Source organism: Rhizomicrobium palustre (assembly GCF_011761565.1).
GTDB lineage: Bacteria > Pseudomonadota > Alphaproteobacteria > Micropepsales > Micropepsaceae > Rhizomicrobium > Rhizomicrobium palustre.
This window is the reverse complement of the sequence record NZ_JAASRM010000001.1, coordinates 1,386,353-1,403,402: the sequence shown is the minus strand read 5'-3', so window position 1 is coordinate 1,403,402 and position 17,050 is coordinate 1,386,353. Positions and strand designations below refer to the sequence as shown.

The 17,050-nt window shown below is 60.6% G+C and carries 19 protein-coding genes and 1 pseudogene; 10 read left to right on the top strand and 10 right to left on the bottom strand.

What is annotated here, in order from left to right; all coding sequences use genetic code 11:
* Positions 1-109 precede the first annotated feature (109 nt).
* Both FHS83_RS06330 and FHS83_RS06325 read left to right on the top strand, forming a co-directional pair.
* Complete coding sequence (locus FHS83_RS06330) at positions 110-523, top strand: hypothetical protein (RefSeq protein ID WP_167081977.1); 414 nt, start codon at positions 110-112, stop codon at positions 521-523.
* Positions 524-666: 143 nt separating this feature from the next.
* Positions 667-1,836, top strand: coding sequence for a carbohydrate porin (locus FHS83_RS06325; protein ID WP_167081975.1), 1,170 nt, complete (start codon positions 667-669; stop codon positions 1,834-1,836).
* Here FHS83_RS06325 and FHS83_RS06320 read toward each other — a convergent pair.
* The 3 genes and pseudogenes from FHS83_RS06320 to FHS83_RS06310 all read right to left on the bottom strand — a co-directional run bounded on the left by FHS83_RS06320 (position 1,833) and on the right by FHS83_RS06310 (position 3,634).
* Positions 1,833-2,702 carry an alpha/beta hydrolase family protein gene (locus FHS83_RS06320; protein WP_167081973.1) on the bottom strand — a complete coding sequence of 290 codons (870 nt, stop codon included), beginning with the start codon at positions 2,700-2,702 and terminating at the stop codon, positions 1,833-1,835. The two genes, FHS83_RS06325 and FHS83_RS06320, sit on opposite strands and share 4 nt — an antisense overlap.
* Before the next feature lie 168 nt (positions 2,703-2,870).
* Positions 2,871-3,200, bottom strand: a pseudogene (locus FHS83_RS06315) (endonuclease domain-containing protein); the annotation flags it as partial.
* A gap of 56 nt (positions 3,201-3,256) precedes the next feature.
* Positions 3,257-3,634, bottom strand: coding sequence for a DUF6404 family protein (locus FHS83_RS06310; RefSeq protein ID WP_167081971.1), 378 nt, complete (start codon positions 3,632-3,634; stop codon positions 3,257-3,259).
* Positions 3,635-3,766: 132 nt separating this feature from the next.
* On the opposite strand from FHS83_RS06310, the gene FHS83_RS06305 reads away from it, so the two are divergent.
* Entirely contained in the window at positions 3,767-4,285 is a 519-nt protein-coding gene (locus tag FHS83_RS06305) for a hypothetical protein (protein WP_167081969.1), read from the top strand.
* A 182-nt stretch (positions 4,286-4,467) separates the two neighbouring features.
* Here the strand turns inward: FHS83_RS06305 and FHS83_RS06300 are convergent, their stop codons facing one another.
* Positions 4,468-5,256 carry a DUF5694 domain-containing protein gene (locus tag FHS83_RS06300; RefSeq protein ID WP_167081967.1) on the bottom strand — a complete coding sequence of 263 codons (789 nt, stop codon included), beginning with the start codon at positions 5,254-5,256 and terminating at the stop codon, positions 4,468-4,470.
* A gap of 111 nt (positions 5,257-5,367) precedes the next feature.
* A complete protein-coding gene (locus FHS83_RS06295) occupies positions 5,368-6,048 on the bottom strand; it encodes a peptidylprolyl isomerase (RefSeq protein ID WP_167081965.1) in 681 nt (226 codons plus the stop codon).
* Between the two features lie 160 nt (positions 6,049-6,208).
* Between FHS83_RS06295 and FHS83_RS06290 the strand changes: the two genes are divergently transcribed.
* Together FHS83_RS06290 and trhA are read left to right on the top strand one after the other, a co-directional pair.
* Complete coding sequence (locus FHS83_RS06290; protein WP_167081963.1) at positions 6,209-6,487, top strand: hypothetical protein; 279 nt, start codon at positions 6,209-6,211, stop codon at positions 6,485-6,487.
* Positions 6,488-6,599: 112 nt separating this feature from the next.
* A complete protein-coding gene (gene trhA, locus FHS83_RS06285; RefSeq protein ID WP_167081961.1) occupies positions 6,600-7,265 on the top strand; it encodes a PAQR family membrane homeostasis protein TrhA in 666 nt (221 codons plus the stop codon).
* On the opposite strand, the gene gloB is transcribed toward trhA, so the two are convergent.
* Positions 7,266-8,015, bottom strand: coding sequence for a hydroxyacylglutathione hydrolase (gene gloB, locus FHS83_RS06280; protein ID WP_167081959.1), 750 nt, complete (start codon positions 8,013-8,015; stop codon positions 7,266-7,268). It abuts the gene before it with no gap.
* 86 nt (positions 8,016-8,101) lie between these two features.
* Here gloB and FHS83_RS06275 point away from each other — a divergent pair, with 86 nt between their 5' ends.
* The 3 genes from FHS83_RS06275 to FHS83_RS06265 all read left to right on the top strand — a co-directional run bounded on the left by FHS83_RS06275 (position 8,102) and on the right by FHS83_RS06265 (position 9,831).
* Positions 8,102-8,815 carry a class I SAM-dependent methyltransferase gene (locus FHS83_RS06275; protein WP_167081957.1) on the top strand — a complete coding sequence of 238 codons (714 nt, stop codon included), beginning with the start codon at positions 8,102-8,104 and terminating at the stop codon, positions 8,813-8,815.
* A gap of 255 nt (positions 8,816-9,070) precedes the next feature.
* Positions 9,071-9,328, top strand: a complete 258-nt coding sequence (locus FHS83_RS06270; protein ID WP_167081955.1) for a hypothetical protein — start codon at positions 9,071-9,073, stop codon at positions 9,326-9,328.
* A gap of 251 nt (positions 9,329-9,579) precedes the next feature.
* Entirely contained in the window at positions 9,580-9,831 is a 252-nt protein-coding gene (locus FHS83_RS06265; RefSeq protein WP_167081953.1) for a hypothetical protein, read from the top strand.
* 127 nt (positions 9,832-9,958) lie between these two features.
* On the opposite strand, the gene metW is transcribed toward FHS83_RS06265, so the two are convergent.
* The gene (gene metW / locus FHS83_RS06260; RefSeq protein ID WP_167081951.1) at positions 9,959-10,582 is read right to left on the bottom strand and encodes a methionine biosynthesis protein MetW; all 624 of its coding nucleotides are present in this window, start codon (positions 10,580-10,582) and stop codon (positions 9,959-9,961) included.
* A complete protein-coding gene (gene metX / locus FHS83_RS06255; RefSeq protein ID WP_167081949.1) occupies positions 10,582-11,748 on the bottom strand; it encodes a homoserine O-acetyltransferase MetX in 1,167 nt (388 codons plus the stop codon). Before metX ends, metW begins: the two co-directional genes overlap by 1 nt.
* 167 nt (positions 11,749-11,915) lie before the next feature.
* On the opposite strand from metX, the gene hisC reads away from it, so the two are divergent.
* Both hisC and FHS83_RS06245 read left to right on the top strand, forming a co-directional pair.
* Positions 11,916-13,004, top strand: coding sequence for a histidinol-phosphate transaminase (gene hisC / locus FHS83_RS06250; protein ID WP_167081947.1), 1,089 nt, complete (start codon positions 11,916-11,918; stop codon positions 13,002-13,004).
* On the top strand, positions 13,001-13,924 hold the full coding sequence (locus FHS83_RS06245) for a prephenate/arogenate dehydrogenase family protein (RefSeq protein WP_167081945.1): 924 nt from the start codon (positions 13,001-13,003) through the stop codon (positions 13,922-13,924). Before hisC ends, FHS83_RS06245 begins: the two co-directional genes overlap by 4 nt.
* On the opposite strand, the gene FHS83_RS06240 is transcribed toward FHS83_RS06245, so the two are convergent.
* The gene (locus FHS83_RS06240; RefSeq protein ID WP_167081943.1) at positions 13,925-14,689 is read right to left on the bottom strand and encodes a DUF2125 domain-containing protein; all 765 of its coding nucleotides are present in this window, start codon (positions 14,687-14,689) and stop codon (positions 13,925-13,927) included.
* A 20-nt stretch (positions 14,690-14,709) separates the two neighbouring features.
* Positions 14,710-17,025: an adenosylcobalamin-dependent ribonucleoside-diphosphate reductase gene (locus tag FHS83_RS06235; RefSeq protein ID WP_167081941.1), complete on the bottom strand. Its 2,316-nt coding sequence runs from the start codon at positions 17,023-17,025 to the stop codon at positions 14,710-14,712.
* Positions 17,026-17,050 lie beyond the last annotated feature (25 nt).

Below are 17,050 nucleotides of genomic sequence, written 5' to 3'. Positions count from 1 at the left end.
GGCATCCCCGGCCCAATTCGTGCCGCGAATTGGCGCTAGAGGCTGGGTAAGGGACTGGCCTCAAACCAGCAGGCCCCAGGCCGAAGACGAAAAAGGTACCACAAGCGTAATGGCTGCATTCCGACCCGACAGCTTTCAAGACCGTATGCAAGACCGCAATAAGGCCCGTCAGTCCGAGCTCGAAAGGGCCCGTAAGCGCGCCGAAGCCATGTCTGCCACCGCCGCGGAACGCGCGGCTGAGCGTGCCCGCATCGCTAAGGAGCGTGACGAGCGCATCGCCGCGAAAGAAGCGGCCCGCCAGGCCGAACTCGCCCGTATCGAAGCTGAGCGCAAAGCCGCCGAAGAGGCGCGCCGCGCCGCCGAGGAACAGGCCCGCGCCGAAGCCGAAGCCCGCCAGCGTGCGGAAGATGAAAAGCGCGCCGCCTCTCTGGGCGTGAAGGCCGAAGAAATCCGCAAATACGCGGAAATCCTCGCCGCGCAGACCGCTTACCGCAACGCCCGCAAAGCCGCCCGCCGCGCCTGATCGGCGCCCGCGAGGTTTTGCTGTTCCCCCTCTCCCCAAAAGCGGGAGAGGGTGTTTTGGCGTGTCTGGCGAGATGAGATCGTTCTATCCCCGCCCCGCCGCTGAACTATAGTCGCTGCGACGGATAAAGGGCGGAGCGGCCTTTGAAGGCTTTCCTGCAAGGCAGTTTCTGTGCGGTGCTCTTGGCGCCCGCCGCGTTTGCCGCCGATCCCTTCACGCCGCATCTCACCTACAACACCGCGCTGATCTCCAATCTTTCCGGCGGCACGAAGGCCGGCACGGTCGGGGTGGGCTCGGCCCATCTCCAGCTTCTCGCCGATGGCGGTGCCTTGTTCGGGGCGGATGGCCTCACCGCTTTTGCCGACGGGCTCTTCACCCATGGCGGCGCCCCCGATGCTTTGATCGGCGATGCCCAAGGCGTCTCCAACATCGCTGCCCCGCCCGGCGCCAAGCTCTACGAGGCCTGGGTGCAATATGCCCATGGGCGCTTTTCCGTGCTCGCGGGCCGCTATGATCTCAACAGCGAGTTCTATCGCCTTTCCTCGGCGCAGTTGTTCCTCAATTCCTCTTTCGGCATCGGCCCGGAATACGCCCAGAGCGGCGTCGCCGGTCCGTCCATCTATCCCGACACCTCGCTGGCGCTGCGCCTCACCTATAAACCCGCCGACAACATGGTGTTGCGCGCCGCGGTGATCGATGATCGCCCGCCGGAACAATCCGGCCCGGATGGTCCGCTGCTGATCGGCGAATTTGCTTGGCTTCAACGCCCCAGCGCCTCCATGCCGCCGGGCGAAAGCCATAACCGCGTCGGGCGCAACGCCGGTCTGCCCGCTTATGATAACAAGCTCGCGCTCGGCGGCTGGTACGACACCAAAGGCAGCCCCGATCAAAGCACGCCCGGTGTGAACCGCCATGCCGCGGGCGCCTATTTCATCCTCGATCATCTGTTATGGAGCGGCGACAGTTCCAAGCTCGCGGGCTTTCTGCAAACTGGTGTTGCCGATGGCCGCGCGGGACGTTTCGGCTTTTATCTCGGCGCCGGGCTGAACGCGGTCGGTCTCATCCCCGGCCGCCCTAATGATGAAATCGGGCTTGCCTTCGCCCGTGCCGAGAGCGGCGCCCATTTCCGCACGCTGCAACAGAGCTTGCCGGGTCTTGCCTCGCGCGATGCCGAACTGAGTTTCGAAACCACCTATCTCGCCCAGATCAATGATTGGTTCGCGCTACAGCCCGATCTGCAGTGGGTGCAAAACCCCGGCACCGCCAAAGGCCATGCGCTGGTGTTTCAGCTCGAAGCGGAACTCTCGTTCTAGGGCGCGATCGCCACGCCTGCCGACTTGAACCCTTCCGTCATCTTCGCGCGAAAATCAGGATGGCTATGAATCCGGCTATGGCCTTTGCCCTTCAAGGTCACGAAGACGACCTTCTTGCCTTCCGCTTCCAGCTTTTTGGCGAGTGTCTTGCTCACCCCGTAAGGGATGGTCTCGTCCTCCGTCAGCGCCAGAACGACGATGGGGCCGCTATAGTCTTTCAGCAGCACCGGCGCTTCATAGGTGATGAGATCCTCGGCGGGCTTCATCGTCACAAGGCCAGAGGCGAGGCCCAGCATGTCGTCCTTGATGTCTTCATAAGAGCCAAAAGTTCCCGCCAGCACCAGCGCCGATTTCACATTCGTATGCGCGGCAAGGCTGGAACAGATTCCCCCGCCTAAGGAATGGCCCCAGAAAATCACGCTTGGCCGCGACAAGGCCAGCGCTTCCACCTTGGTCTTCATCACCCGTTCGGCTTCGGCAAAATCGGCGCGAGTGCCGTCTCCGCCGCTCGTGCCATAGCCGGGGTAATCGTAGAAAAGCACATCGCCGAAGGGCGTCAGCGCTTCTGCGGTATAACCGCCAACGCCTTCCTCGCGGAAAAGATTGCCGCCACAAAACACGATCAGCGGCTTTTGCGCATCGCTCTCTACCAACATCGTATGCAGCGTGCCGAAGGAGGCGGGCACGTTGTCCACGCTATAGCGATAGCCCGCGCCCAGCGAGGCTTCTTTGGTTGGCTTATCGCCCAGCTTGATCTTCTGCGCCTCCACGACCTTGTTGGTCAGCACCACGGAATCGCGCGGCAGCTCAAAGGCGCATCCGCTCAACGCCAGCGCAAAAAGCCCAATCACAATCCGCCGCAACATGAAACGCCCCTCAAATTTTCTTCAGAAGTTCCGTGAAGAAGACCTGGCCGTCAAGCCTATGCACGATGCCCCTCTCCCCTTGTGGGGCCGGTAGCGACAGCGTACCGGCGCGAATTGCCTTGCGCTTACGCAGTAAGTGCTTAGGCAATCCGGGTGAGGGGTAACTCCTCACCACGGTTTCATCCCTAGCCCTAGTGCGATTTCGCCCAACACGCTTTCGAAATTCTCGATCACATCGCTGTTCCAGAACCGCAGCACGCGAAAGCCTTCTTGCTCCAGCCATGCCGTGCGCGCCGCATCATAAGCTTCGTTCGTGGCAAGCCCGTGTTGCCCGCCATCCAATTCGACAATGAGTTTGGCATCGAAGCAGACGAAATCCGCGATGTAGGGTCCAATCGGTTGTTGCCGCCGGAACTTGAAGGCGTGAAAGCGGCGGCTGCGCAGTTCTTGCCAGAGCTTGCGTTCCACCTCTGTCTGCTCTCGGCGCAGCTTCCGCGCCCGATCCCACCCTCTCCCACGAGGGGAGAGGGAAGTTTAGCGCAAACCTCTCCGCATCACCCTCTCTCCGCCCGTTCCGCCTCCACTAGGCTTTGCCAGCTTGGCAGGGTGCGTTTGGCAGTTTTCACGCGGGCGAAGATCGCCATGAAGAGGCCGAAAAATGCGCCGGCAATCAAAATGCCCAGGGCGAAACCGGGCAGCGTCCGCCAGGCCGCCCCCCGCAAAAAGAAGGCGGGGAAGAGGGCCATGATCCCTCCGTAGGTGATGGCGAAAAATCCGCCCAGAAACACCCAATTGAACCAGAACGGCGCCAGCATCGGGGGTGGGATGAGGATGCCAAACCGCCAGCACAGCCGGTGAAAGGGCGGCGCCTTGTCATAATTGCGCGCTTTCACCTCCTGCAAAGCGTCCAGCACCCGCTCGGTCATCGCCATGGCCATGTCCCTCCTCACATGACGGCCAGTTTAGGTTGCGCCTGACGCAGCTGCCACTTTTTCTCGCGTTCCCCCTTTTCAAACCGGTCCGCGCTCCCCACATCAACAAGATGTGACTTTGGAGCAACATATATGGCTTTTGAGAAACAGTCTGAAACGGCGGAGAGTTCGGAAAGCTTCTCTCCACCTCCCGTCCATGTGCGCGGCACGTCCAACAACCAAAGGCTGGAATCGGAGCTTTCGGCCTGGGAGGCAGAGGTGCGCGCCGATGCGGCGGCCTCGGGCGGGGCGGTGCCTCCGGAAAGCAGCGATCTCAGCCCCAAGCGCACACCGCGCCTCCTGCCCCTCAGCAAGGCCCCCATCACCCCGCCGGGCGATACCGAGACCGAGCTGAACGGCCTGATCGCCGAATGCCGCTTTCTGATGCGCGAGGTCGCCTTCACCTCGGCCTGCCTGACCTACGACCCCAATGACCGCATCCGCTATCTCACCGCGGCCCAGGGGCTGGCCTCCACAGCGGCGCTTCTGGCCGATAGCGTCGGGCGGCTGCGCGCGGGCCCGGTGCCCAAAATCGAAACCCGCCGCCATGAGATGGTCTATGTCCGCACCACCTCCCCCCTCCCTCTGGAGGCGGAAGACGGCAATCAATGATCAAGCTCTTGCGGCCGGACGAGGTATGGCACCCAAAGCTAGGGGCACCGAAAGGGAACCGTAACGCGCTGCGGTCGGGGCGGCGCAGCGCGGCGGTGCTGGCGCTCAATGTCCGCCTCGCCGATTGGCGCCGCCGTGCCCGGGCCGCGCTGGCCAAGGCGCGCGCTGAGCTCGCCGCGCGTTCAGGGCAGATAGGTGTTGGGCTCGACGAGGCGGTAACCGGGCATCTCGCTGATGCACTGGCGCAAAAGGAAGGCGTGGCCCGCGCCATAAAACATCACCACGCGGTCGCCGGGCTTGGCGCGCTGAACAAGCTTGGCGCAGATCCGGAAATTGCGCTCATACCAGCCTGTCATCAGCGCCGCGCCGGGCTGGTCATCGCCCGCCCCGAAGAGCAGCGTCGAGCGATAAAAATTCTGGCTGCGGAAAATCGTGGCGGGCTCGTTGAGATAGCGCAGCGTGGCGCTCACCGTGCCCTTAGCAAGAACGGCATCGATCGCGGCCACTTCCTGTTGCGCCGTCTGGATCAGCCCCTCCAGCGCCGCCTTCTGGCCATGCGCTTTGGCGAAGGCCTCGACAGCCTCGAACGGAAAATTCCCATCCACATCGATGCCGTCCACCCGGGTGAGGCCCGATTCTTTAGCCAGCCGGAAGCCAAGCTGCACCACCTCATTGGGGCTAGGCTCCAGCGTCCCGGCGCGATAGCTCGCATACCGCTCATTGGTCACGCCCTCGGGCCATTCCACCGCCACTATGGTCGGCCGGAAGCGCGAAAGCCCCGCCGTGGTGGCGGCGATTTCCTTTTGCCGCGTCTCGGCCAGCATGTCGTCGGCTTTGACATTGGCGAGGTCATGGCCGGGATTGCTCATATGAAAAAGGCCCACCACCATCACCTCGATCGGCGCGTCGGCGGCGAAAGCGGGGCTTGCGGCGAACAACATTCCGGCAAACAGGCTGGCGGCGAATTTCATGCGGTGCTCCCTCATCGAAGAGTCAATCTAGGTACGCCAAAGCCGTGGGGCGAAATGCGCCCCACGCAATCGCGCCCAGGCCTGCCGGAATGGGCACAAACTAGAGCCAGTCTATTGTTGCGGCGTCGCAGGCGGAGCTTGCGGCTCGGCGGCCGGAGCTTGCTGATCGGTTGTGGCGGCAGCGGGCGCTGCTGGCGGGGGCACCGGCTGCGGCGGGGCGACCCCGATGGTCACCTTTTTGATCACCACCTGGGTTTTCGGGTAGTTGGCGGGGAAGGGGCCTTTGCCGCCGCCAATGGGGGTGCCCGCGATGGCATCCACCACGTCCATACCGCTGGTGACATGGCCGAACACGGCATAACCGGTGGTGTTGGGGGCGTCACCCGGCTTGGGGTCCAAGCCTTGCGCATTGGTGTCGGCCAGGTTGATGAAGAACTCGGCCTGAGTGGACAGCGGCTTTTCGTCTCGCGCCATGGCAATGGTGCCGCGCGTGTTGGAAAGCCCGGTGGCGGTCTCCATTCCGATGGGTTTCATGGTCTGGCGCCATTTGCCATCCGCGCCCATGGACCCGGCCTGGATCACAAAGCCCGGCACAATGCGATAGAATTGCGTACCGTTGAAATGGCCTTTCTTGGCGTAGCGGATGAAGTTGGCGACTGTTTGGGGCGCCTTGGCGTCCTCCAAAAGGATGGTGAAATTTCCCACATTGGTTTCAAAACGGGCTTCGGGCTGTGCCAAAACGGGCCCCGTCGCGGCCATGAACGCCGCTGCCGCAAGGATCGAAAAGCGCATCTTGCACCCCCTGTAATATACTGATGTTCTAGCATGACGCTAAGCCAATGCCAGGCGCGAAAATCTGTCCCAAAGCCATTGACGGCGGGCCTTCAAAGGCTTTGATAAGAAGGACAGGACGCCGTCAAACGGCGCGAGATTATCTCTCAAAGGTCGATTCGTGAAAGCTCCGCAACAAGATCAATTCGCGTTCAAATATCCGAGCGAGGATGAGCCCTTTATCCGCCGCCTGGGCTCGGCGCTCTTGCGCCATTGGGCCGAGCTGCCGGAAGAGATGCGCGCCAAGATCATGCAGGAAGCCGCTGGCGTTTGGGATCGCGAGTTCCATATCCCGCAGATTTCCAAGAAGCTCGATCTTTTCGTCAAGCGTCATCAGGCCCGCGTCGCTGAAGTGAATGCCCGGCTCCAGGCCAAGCAGAACGAAAAACAAGCCTCGTAATCTGAAATTCGCCATGCCCTTTGGGCAGCTTCCTGCCGCGTTCATATTCGGCTCTAGGTCGTGCTGACAAGACGTGGGATACTGGGCGCGGGATGCTTGCGGACGAAGGTGCATGAATCACGCGGTTGAGCGTACGGTTGAACAGATTCACCGGCTTTATTCGCGTAACGAGAATGTGGCCGACGGCATCGTGCATGTCGCCGGCATCGTCTTTGCCATCAATGCCAGCCTGTGGCTTTTGTGGCATGTCACCGGCTTATCGGTGCTGGTGAGTGTTGCGGTCTACTGCGTCGGGCTTCTGGCCATGATCGGCTGTTCCGCGGCCTATAATCTGATGCCGCATCATCGCTCGTCCAAGATGGTGCTTCGGCGCCTCGATCACGCCGCCATCTTCATCATGATCGCGGCGACCTATACGCCCTTTGCGGTCAACCGCCTGGCCGAGCCGACCGGCACCATTATCCTTGCCATTGTCTGGTGCTGCGCCACCTTCGGCGTGGTGATGAAGCTCGTTTTCCCGCGCCGCTTCGAGATGCTCTCGCTCGCGCTTTATCTCGGCATGGGCTGGGTGATTGTCACCGTGATCAAGCCGCTCTCCATGAGCCTTGCCTCGGTGGATTTCTGGCTTCTGATGGCCGGGGGCATCGTCTATTCGGCGGGGGTGATCTTTTATGTCTGGGAACGCATCCCATATCATAAGGCGATCTGGCACGCCTTCGTGCTCGCCGCTACAGCCCTGCAATTCTCCTCCATCTGGGGCGAGTTCGTCCGCAGCTGATCAGAAGGCATCCTTGCGGCGCCGGATTTCGGCGAACACCGTTACGTCATCGGCGCCCTCAAGACCTAAGCTCTTGCGGATTTCCGCCGAATGGGTGCGCAGGAAGGGGTTGGTCGCTTTTTCCTGGCCAATCGTGGAGGGGATCGCCGGTTTGCCCGCTTTCCTTAGTTGCGCCACTTCTTCGGCACGCGCCTGTAATGCGGCATTGCCCGACTCCAAGCTGAGGGCGAAGCGGGCATTGGTGAGCGTATATTCATGTCCTGGATAGACGGCGGTGTGGTCGGGAAGGCTTGCGATCTTCTTCAGGCTCGCCACCATCATCTCGGGCGTGCCCTCGAACAGCCTCCCGCAGCCCAGACTGAACAGCGTATCGCCGGTGAACACCGCGCCTCCAAGGGCATAGGCGACCGCTCCGCGGGTGTGGCCGGGCACCTCCAGCACCGTCATGGCATAGGGGCCGAACTGCCAGCCTTGGGCTTCCGTGGCGCCGTCGGTGATTCCTGGAATTCGTGCCCAATCCGATTGCGGACCCACGATGCACGCCCCATATTGCTCCTTGAGGCTGAGGTTGCCGCCGCTGTGGTCGTGATGGTGGTGGGTGTTGAGGATATGGGTAAGGTGCCGCCCCTTCAGCGCCGCCATAATGGATTCCGCCTCAGGTGGATCGATCACCGCGGTTAAATCCTTCGCGGTGATGAGATAGGCGTAGTTGTCTTCGAGGCAGGGAATGATCTCGACGGCAAGGGACATGATAAAACCCTCCGATGAAGTCCCGGTCATATCAGGGAGCGTCCAGCCATTGAACAGCGCATGTCAGAGAACTGGGGCTAAGCTCCATGTTTGATGCGGCAGATCTTGGTGCCTTCTATGAAACCGCAGTGGGGCGGGCGGCGCAGCGCCTGATCGCTGGGGCCATCGGCGAAATTTGGCCGGATCTGACGGGCTTGCGCGTGCTCGGCTATGGCTTTGCGCCGCCTTATCTCGGCGCCGATGTCCGGGCCCGCGCCGAGCGGGTGATCGCGCTGATGCCGGCCCGCATGGGCGTCATTCCCTGGCCCGAGGGTCATCCCTTGTCCTTACTGGCGGATGAGGATTGTCTGCCCTTCGCAGACGCTCTCTTCGATCGCATCCTGGTCATTCATGGCCTCGAGACCGCCGATGCCGCCCGCGTGCTCCTGCGCCAGCTCTGGCGGGTTCTGGCGCCCGAGGGGCGTATTCTGGTGGTGGCGCCCAACCGGGCGAGCCTCTGGGCTCAGATGGTCTCCTCGCCCTTTGCCTGCGGGCGTCCCTTTCACAAAAGCGAGCTCACCACTGTTCTCACCGATACGCTGTTCGAACCGGTGCGCTGGGGAAAAGCGCTCTATATGCCGCCGTTCTCGGGACGTCGTATGGCGCAAATGGGCAATGGTCTCGAGAAGGTCGGCCGGTACATGATTCCCACCCTGAATGGCGTCCATTTGGTCGAAGCAACCAAATCGCTTTATGGCCGGGCAATACCTGCAACGGGTTCGACGGTTCGTTTGCGTGCGGCAGCGACACTGCAAGGATGAGACGTTACAGGAATGAAAAGAGGTATTGGCGATTCCCACTATTTTAAAGTCGCTGCAGCTTCTGCAGGGCGGATATGCCCCTGCCGCACTGGCTCTCGGAAAAGCCAATAGTATCAAGGGAAATTGAAATCCTGCGCGCGCATTCCATGCAGGGCTGCAAATATCATCTCGGCGCGCCTCTACAAATTCTCCGCTTCATTTCCCACTTCATGGTCACCGCAGCGCGATGCTGCGATGAAGGAGGAGAGAGATATCATGAAACGGATGATGGCGGCCCTGTCGCTTTCGTGCCTGGCACTTGCCCCGCTTGCTCACGCTGCCGATGCCAAGCTCAGTGATTGCGTTTCGATGCAGAAGCAGGTCTCCACGGCACTCGAAAACGCCGTGTCCAACCCGAATGCGGAGAGCGCGCGCCAAGAAGCCCAAAATGGCCGCTCATTTTGCACCTCGCGCCTTTATGACAAAGGCGTCGCCCATTACGCCAAGGCGCTGGAGCTGCTCAATAAGAGCTGAGCGAAAAGCAGTCTTCGCTGCACTGCGAAATAATATTGCGCGGGCCGCATAGCCCCTATGCTTCGTATGGTTGACTCGGGTTCTCAGATTAAGCCTTTGAAATGGCAATAAAATCCGAGTCACCTGCGACGCTAATAATATTTCACAAGGGCTGCTATGCCGTTTCGTCGGTTCACCGCCGGGGTCAACAGGAATACCTCAGCACCACCGGTTCAACCCCGGAACACAATAAAAAGTAAGTGGAGGACACTATGAAGTTCACCCTCATCGCCGCCGCCGTTGCTGCCATTCTCGTTGCTCCGGCCGCAAGCGCCTCGGGCCTTTCCGAGTGCATTCAGCTTTCGAAGAAGACCGCTGAAGCGCTTGCCACGGCGCAACAGAATGTGAACACCGATGCTGCGCGTCAGCATGCTCAGGCCGCTCGCTCCTATTGCGCCACCTCGCAATATGCGCAGGGCGTTGCCCGCTACACGAAAGCCCTTGAGCTTCTCGCCAAAGGCTAATCGCATAGCTCGGATGATGGGCGGTCAGCGTAGAACAATAAAATCTGGAGCAGATGGGACGCGTTCAACCCCCCTTGGCGTTTCCCGATGATCAAGACCCGCTAGCCGCCCTTCTCCGCTATTCCTTTTAAATTACAGATCCCGCTGTATCGCTGGTGAGAAGGAAAATCGCGCCTTCTGCCATCAGATTGGGAATCCAGGCATCTGCGCGCATCGCGCGGGTTGTGCCTTCTGGCGTTAGCGCCAAAGCTTGCTCGATATTCGCGCCACAGACATTCGCCAAGCCGACAAAATCGGCGATGGTGCAGAGGTGAATGTTCGGCGTGTCATACCACTCATTGCTCAGCGTCTTGGTTTGCGGCATGCGCCCGCGCGCCAAAAGTGATAGCCTGACGCGCCAATGTCCGAAGTTCGGAAACGAAATCACGACATGGCGCCCGATCCGCAAGAGATGGTCGAGCACCGATTTGGGGTCCCAGGTCGCCTGAATGGTCTGGCTGAGGATCACCACATCGAAGACCTGTGATGGATATTCGCCAAGATCGGTATCGGCATCGCCCTGAATGACGGAAAGGCCACGGGTCACGCAGGCATTCACATTCTGCTGCGAGAGTTCCAGCCCGCGCCCGTCCACATGCTTGGTACGAACAAGATGCTCCAACAGCGCGCCGTCGCCACAGCCCACATCCAGCACGCTGGTCCCTTCCGGGATCATGGCGGCAATGGCGGCAAGATCAGGTCTCAGGGCCATTACTTCACCCCTTCCCGGGTCGCGACCGAGTTCAAGAAGCCGCGCACCGTGGCGAACATCTCCGGCTCATCCAGAAGGAAGGAGTCGTGGCCGCGATCAGTCCTGATATCGACGAAACTGACATTGGCCGCCGCAGCGTTAAGTGCGTGGGCGATACGCTTGTTTTCTGCGGTGGGGTAGAGCCAATCGCTGGAGAAGGAGATGATGCAGAAGCGGGTTTTGGTGCCGCGAAAGGCTTCTGCCAGGACCCCGCCATGATCCGCTGCGAGATCGAAATAGTCCACCGCGCGCGTGATGTAGAGATAGGAGTTAGCGTCAAAGCGGTCGACGAAGGTCATGCCTTGGTGGTGAAGATAGGACTCCACTTGGAAATCGGGCGTGAACAGGAAGCTGACGCTCTCCTTGTTTTGCAGGTTTCGCCCGAATTTGCGCTGCAGGGCGGGTTCGGAAAGATAGGTGATATGCGCCGCCATGCGCGCCACGGCGAGGCCCTTTGAGGGCTGTGTGCCGCGCCCATAGTAAGCTCCGCCGTGCCAGTCAGGATCGGCCATCACGGCTTGGCGGCCGACTTCGTGAAAGGCGATGTTCTGGGCCGAGTGGCGGGCGGCGCAGGCAATCGGCATGGCCGAAATCACGCGGTCCGGGAAGCTCGCGGCCCATTGCAGGGCCTGCATGCCGCCCATAGATCCGCCGATGACGGAAAACAGGCGCTCGATCCCCAAATGATCGATCAGCATGGCCTGAGCCCGCACCATGTCGCGAATGGTAATCAGAGGGAAGGACAGCCCATAGGGCTCACCAGTCTCTGGATTTACCTCGGCTGGGCCAGATGAGCCCATGCAACCGCCAATCACGTTGGTGGAGATGACAAAGAAGCGGTCGGTGTCGATCGGCTTGCCGGGGCCGATCATGGTCTGCCACCAGCCGGGTTTTCCGGTAATAGGGTTGGGGCTCGCGGCGAACTGGTCGCCGGTCAGCGCGTGGCAGATGAGGATGGCGTTGGAGCGGTTGGCGTTCAGCGTGCCGTAGGTTTTATAGGCAATGGTAAAGGGCGTGAGACTGCGTCCGGAATCCAGGAGCAGTGCCTGGTCCGGCCCGAATACCACCGCCTGGCCTTTATCGGCGTCCGGGGCGGCCAAGGGACGCAGAAAGACAGGATCGGACATGCGCCCTCCCGGCAGATCAGGAGCGGGGCGTTTAAGGCCGGGGGGGCGCCGTGTCAACGAATACCCTTGGGCGGGCTCCCACCGGCACTTTTTCCGAGGGGCGGCTGAAAGCGGTTTTGATTTTATTGGGAGCCGGTCTTATCAACAGAGGCGAAAAGGAGACATTTATGACCTTCGCGCCCAAGTCTGGCGTTCTGGATATTGCGCCTTACATCGGCGGTCGCGCCTCTGTGCCTGGCGTGGCCGAACCCATCAAGCTCAGCTCCAACGAAAGCGCGCTCGGCGCCAGCCCCAAAGCACATGCTGCCTATATCGAGGCTGCGGCCAATCTCTCCATCTATCCCGAAGGCTCCGCTCGCCTCCTGCGCGAAACCATTGCCGAGGCCTACGGGCTCGATGCGTCGCGCATCGTCTGCGGCAACGGCTCCGATGAGCTTATTACGCTGATCGCCAACGCCTACCTTCTGCCTGGAGATGAGGTGCTGTTCAGCGAGCACGCCTTTCTCGTTTATAAAATTGTCGCCCTTGCCAACAGTGCGACCCCTGTGGTGGCACCGGAGAAGAACCGTAAGGTCGATGTTGATGCAATGCTGGCCAAGGTCAGCGCCAAGACCAAGCTCGTCTACCTCGCCAATCCCAACAACCCGACGGGCAGCTATCTGACGGCGGAAGAGGTTGCGCGGCTGCATGCGGGGCTTCCGAAAGACGCTCTTCTGGTGCTCGACGCCGCCTATGCTGAATTCGTCCGCCGCAACGATTACGAAGCAGGTGTCTTGTTGTGTGCCAAGCACGACAATGTCGTGATGACTCGCACCTTCTCGAAGATTTATGGACTCGCCGGATTGCGCGTGGGCTGGGCGCTGTGCCCGCCTGCGGTCGCCGATGTGCTGAACCGTATTCGGGGTCCGTTCAATGTCTCGGTGCCGTCGCAGGCGGCCGCCGCAGCAGCCCTCACGGATGGTGATCACATTGCTCGTTCGGTGGCGCATAACAGCCAGTGGCTTGAATGGCTGACCACTGAGATTCGCACCACGGGGTTGGTCGTTGACGACAGTGTTTGTAACTTCCTTCTTATCCAATTCCCTGGCACGCCGGGCAAAACCGCAGATGATGCGGACGCATTTCTGGCCTCGCGCGGGCTCATCCTGCGCGGCGTCAAAGCCTATGGTTTACCGCACTGTCTGCGCCTGACTGTCGGCACCGAAGAGGCCAACCGCAAAGTGGTGGCCGTATTGAAAGAGTTCATGGCCCGATGACTGCTAAATTTGGCAAGGTTGCACTTCTGGGCATCGGTTTGATTGGCTCATCCATGGCCCACGCCATCCGCCGGGCGGGGGCTGCGGAGCATATTGCCGGATATTCGCATCGCGCCGAGACCTTGGAGGTTGCCCGCGGCCTAGGCTTTGCTGATAGCCTCAGCACCAACCCGGTGGAGTGCGTGAAAGATGCCGACCTGGTTGTTTTGGCGACGCCCGTGGGCGCCTTTGGGGAGTTGGCCGAAAAGATCGCCCCTCATCTTAAGAAAGGTGCCATCCTTTCCGATGTGGGCTCTGTAAAAGGCGCGGTTATTCGCGACGTCGGGCCGTTCGTGCCGGATGGGGTGCATTTCATTCCCGCCCATCCCATTGCGGGCACCGAGCAGTCCGGCCCCAGCGCAGGCTTCGCGGAGTTGTTCGATGGACGCTGGTGCATCCTGACACCGGTTCCGGCCACGTCCGATGCGGCCGTGGAAAAGTTGAAGGCGTTCTGGCAGGCGCTGGGCAGCCAAGTCGAAGTGATGGATGCCCGCCGTCATGATCTGGTGCTGGCCATCACCTCGCACGTGCCCCATCTCATTGCCTACAACATCGTCGGTACGGCAGATGATCTCGAAACCGTCACCGAAGGCGAAGTGATCAAATTTTCCGCCGGCGGCTTTCGCGATTTTACCCGCATTGCCGCCTCCGATCCGACCATGTGGCGCGACGTCTTTCTCAACAACAAGGAGGCCGTGCTGGAGATTTTGGGCCGGTTCAGCGAGGACCTGTTCCACCTGCAGCGCGCGATCCGCTGGAGCGATGGCGATACGCTGTTCGATCTTTTCACCCGCACCCGCGCTATCCGCCGTTCGATCATTGATGCGGGTCAGGATACGCCCGCACCAAACTTCGGCCGTGGTGAGAAGAAAGATAAGTAATTACGGGCAGTAGCTGCGCGCGAGCGCGCCAACGTCTGTTGCGTCCTCGGCGCGAAGAGCCGCCAAGGGCGAAGTGCTTTGTGGCTTTATAAATCCGCCTGCCTGCCGCCAGCGCTGGAGAGTTTGCCCATAAGAAGCATCACCAGCCAGAAGGGGGACGATCAGGGCCGCCTTCTCCATCACCGCCGCATAGCGGTCGTGGACGTCCTTCACGCAGCTGCGCTTGGAGGCCAGCCCCTCCGCCTCCGTCAGAAGCAAAATCGAGCCCTCTTGGCGCTGCGCGTGGAACTGCAATCTCTTCGCCGTGAAGGCGGTTGAGCCAAATCCGATTAAATCGATATCTGCCCTTTGCAGGCCGCCCTTTCTCAGAATTGCGCTGCCATGCAGCGCCCCGATGGCGAAGTTAAGATGCTGGCCGCCCCACGTCAGGCGCTGTTTCCCAGCCGCCTCAAAAATGGTTTCGTCGCGCCCATAGGTGAGGCCGTGAAGCGCGAATTTCTCCGTCTGCCAGATGGTTTCGCCAGCTTCCGTCTGAACCGACAGCCGAACATCCGACAACACGGTATCGAGCCCGAAAGGAAAGCCGGAAATCTTCTTCGTGGCGAAGTGAAAATGCACGCCGGGCATGATCTCGTGCCCATTGGCGGCTTCTAGCCTTGCCGACCACACATTGGCACGCTGCCACCAGTGCACTCCAGCTGCCGCAAACAGGATCGCGACAATCAGGATGGGGCCATACAGGAAGATTCGGCTCGAATAGCGCATGCAGCGCTACCTTATCCCGATTACCCGCATTTCGAATAGCTGCAGGAAAGGCAGGAATCGCAGCCTTCGATCTTGATGAAGCTGGGGGAGCCGCAGCGCGGACAATGCTTGGCGGGGATGCCATCGCCTGCCGCTGCCGCCGCAATCACCGCGGCCTTTTTCTCTTCCGGCACGAGATGATCGTGATGAGCCATAAAGCCCGTCGCGATGAGATGCTTTTCGATCACCTCCCCGATAGCGGCCAGCAGCGAGGGCACGTAATGGCCCTCCATCCATTGGCCGCCGCGCGGATCGAACACGGCCTTGAGCTCATCCACCACAAAGGAAACATCGCCGCCGCGGCGGAACACTGCCGAAATCATGCGCGTCAATGCCAGTGTCCAGGCATAGGCTTCCATGTTTTTCGAGTTGATAAAGACCTCGAAGGGTCGCCGCCGCCCATCCTTCTCGACATCATTCACGGTGATGTAGAAGGCGTGGTCGGAATCCAGCCATTTGATCTTATAGGTCTGGCCGATCAGCACATCGGGGCGATCAAGCGGGCGGTGCATGTAAACGATATCACCGCTTTTGCTCTCAAGGGGCTTCTTGGCCTCTTGCGTGCCGTCTTCGTTTTCTGAGGCGGGTTTTTCTTCGGCTACCGTCAGCACAGATCCTGTCACCGCATTGGGGCGATAGGTGGTGCAGCCTTTGCAGCCCGAGGCATAGGCTTCCAGATAAACGCCCTGGAAATCCTCGAAGGAAATCGATTCCGGCAGGTTGATGGTTTTGGAAATCGAGCTGTCGACGTATTTCTGCGCTGTCGCTTGTACCTTCAGATGGGCTTCAGGTGAGAGCGTCTGGGCGCTGACGAAATACTCTGGCAAAGGCGTTCCTTCGCCGAACCGCGCCTCGAATGCTTCCACCGCGAAATCGCGCACCTTTTCCTGCTTGGCGGTGCCATCCGGCAAAAGTACGCGGCGCATATAGGAATAGGCGAAGACCGGCTCGATGCCGCTCGAAACATTCCCGGCGAAGAGCGAGATGGTGCCTGTCGGTGCGATGGAGGTGAGAAGCCCGTTGCGGATGCCGTGACGCGCAATGGAATCGCGAATGTCTTGCGGCAAACGCTTGATGAAGGGGCGGTTGAGATACTCCTCGGCCCTGAAGAGCGGGAAGGGGCCTTTCTCGCGCGCCAGTGCCACCGAAGCACGATAGGCCGCAGCAGTGAGCGTAGACAGCCAGCTTTCGATCAAGGCAAGGCTTTCCGGCGAGCCATATTGCACGCGGCAGAAGATCAACGCATCGGCAAGGCCTGTCACACCCAAGCCGATGCGGCGCTTGGCTTGCGCCTCTTTCGCCTGAGCTTCGAGCGGGAAGCGCGAAACATCGATTACATTGTCGAGGAAGCGAATGGCCGTTGCGGTGAGCTTTTCCAGCTCGTCGAGATCGAGCGCGGCGTCAGCTTCAAAGGGATTGCGCACCAGCCGCGCCAGATTGATGGAGCCGAGCAGGCACGCGCCATAAGGGGGCAGAGGCTGTTCGCCGCAAGGATTGGTGGCGCGGATGGATTCGCAATAGCCGAGATTGTTCTCGTCGTTGATGCGATCGATGAAGATCACACCAGGCTCGGCAAAATCATAGGTGGAACGCATGATGCGGTCCCAGAGGTCACGCGCCTTGATGGTGCGGTAGACGCGGCCGTCAAATTTCAGATCCCAATCGTTATCGGTCTTGACCGCCTCCATGAAGGCGTCGGTCACCAGCACCGAAAGATTGAACATCGAAAGCCGTCCGGGCGTGCGCTTGGCGGCGATGAAGTCTTCCACGTCCGGGTGATCGCAGAGAAGCGTCGCCATCATGGCGCCACGGCGGCTGCCTGCACTCATGATGGTGCGGCACATCGAATCCCACACATCCATGAAACAGAGCGGCCCGCCCGCATCTGCGCCAACACCCGCAACAGGGGCACCTTTGGGGCGGATGGTGGAGAAATCATAGCCGATGCCGCCGCCTTGCTGCAGGGTCAGCGCGGCTTCGCGTAAATGCGCGAAAATGCCGTCCATGGAATCGGGGATGGTGCCCATAACGAAACAGTTGAACAGCGTCACCGCCCGCCCTGTGCCTGCGCCAGCCAGAATTCGGCCTGCAGGGAGAAAGCGATAGCCTGCCAGCGCTTCAGCAAAAGCCAGCGCATGTTCCCGGCGGTTTTCCGGGCGTTCGGCATGGCTCGCAGCGATTGCAATGCGGCCCCAGCTATCGGCGACATCATGGTCGATGGGGGTGCCATCGGCGTCGCGGAAACGATATTTCATATCCCAGATTTGCTGGGCGATGGGGCTGGGCATGTCACTCATGGCGGGGCCTATTTCGCGTCCGCCT

Excerpts from the sequence above, each read along its gene's own strand:
- FHS83_RS06330 (WP_167081977.1), top strand. The coding sequence starts at position 110 with ATGGCTGCATTCCGACCCGACAGCTTTCAAGACCGTATGCAAGACCGC.
- FHS83_RS06320 (WP_167081973.1), bottom strand. The coding sequence starts at position 2,702 with ATGTTGCGGCGGATTGTGATTGGGCTTTTTGCGCTGGCGTTGAGCGGA.
- FHS83_RS06310 (WP_167081971.1), bottom strand. The coding sequence starts at position 3,634 with ATGGCGATGACCGAGCGGGTGCTGGACGCTTTGCAGGAGGTGAAAGCG.
- FHS83_RS06305 (WP_167081969.1), top strand. The coding sequence starts at position 3,767 with ATGGCTTTTGAGAAACAGTCTGAAACGGCGGAGAGTTCGGAAAGCTTC.
- FHS83_RS06300 (WP_167081967.1), bottom strand. The coding sequence starts at position 5,256 with ATGAAATTCGCCGCCAGCCTGTTTGCCGGAATGTTGTTCGCCGCAAGC.
- FHS83_RS06295 (WP_167081965.1), bottom strand. The coding sequence starts at position 6,048 with ATGCGCTTTTCGATCCTTGCGGCAGCGGCGTTCATGGCCGCGACGGGG.
- trhA (WP_167081961.1), top strand. The coding sequence starts at position 6,600 with ATGAATCACGCGGTTGAGCGTACGGTTGAACAGATTCACCGGCTTTAT.
- gloB (WP_167081959.1), bottom strand. The coding sequence starts at position 8,015 with ATGTCCCTTGCCGTCGAGATCATTCCCTGCCTCGAAGACAACTACGCC.
- FHS83_RS06275 (WP_167081957.1), top strand. The coding sequence starts at position 8,102 with ATGTTTGATGCGGCAGATCTTGGTGCCTTCTATGAAACCGCAGTGGGG.
- FHS83_RS06270 (WP_167081955.1), top strand. The coding sequence starts at position 9,071 with ATGAAACGGATGATGGCGGCCCTGTCGCTTTCGTGCCTGGCACTTGCC.
- FHS83_RS06265 (WP_167081953.1), top strand. The coding sequence starts at position 9,580 with ATGAAGTTCACCCTCATCGCCGCCGCCGTTGCTGCCATTCTCGTTGCT.
- metW (WP_167081951.1), bottom strand. The coding sequence starts at position 10,582 with ATGGCCCTGAGACCTGATCTTGCCGCCATTGCCGCCATGATCCCGGAA.
- metX (WP_167081949.1), bottom strand. The coding sequence starts at position 11,748 with ATGTCCGATCCTGTCTTTCTGCGTCCCTTGGCCGCCCCGGACGCCGAT.
- hisC (WP_167081947.1), top strand. The coding sequence starts at position 11,916 with ATGACCTTCGCGCCCAAGTCTGGCGTTCTGGATATTGCGCCTTACATC.
- FHS83_RS06245 (WP_167081945.1), top strand. The coding sequence starts at position 13,001 with ATGACTGCTAAATTTGGCAAGGTTGCACTTCTGGGCATCGGTTTGATT.
- FHS83_RS06240 (WP_167081943.1), bottom strand. The coding sequence starts at position 14,689 with ATGCGCTATTCGAGCCGAATCTTCCTGTATGGCCCCATCCTGATTGTC.
- FHS83_RS06235 (WP_167081941.1), bottom strand. The coding sequence starts at position 17,025 with ATGAGTGACATGCCCAGCCCCATCGCCCAGCAAATCTGGGATATGAAA.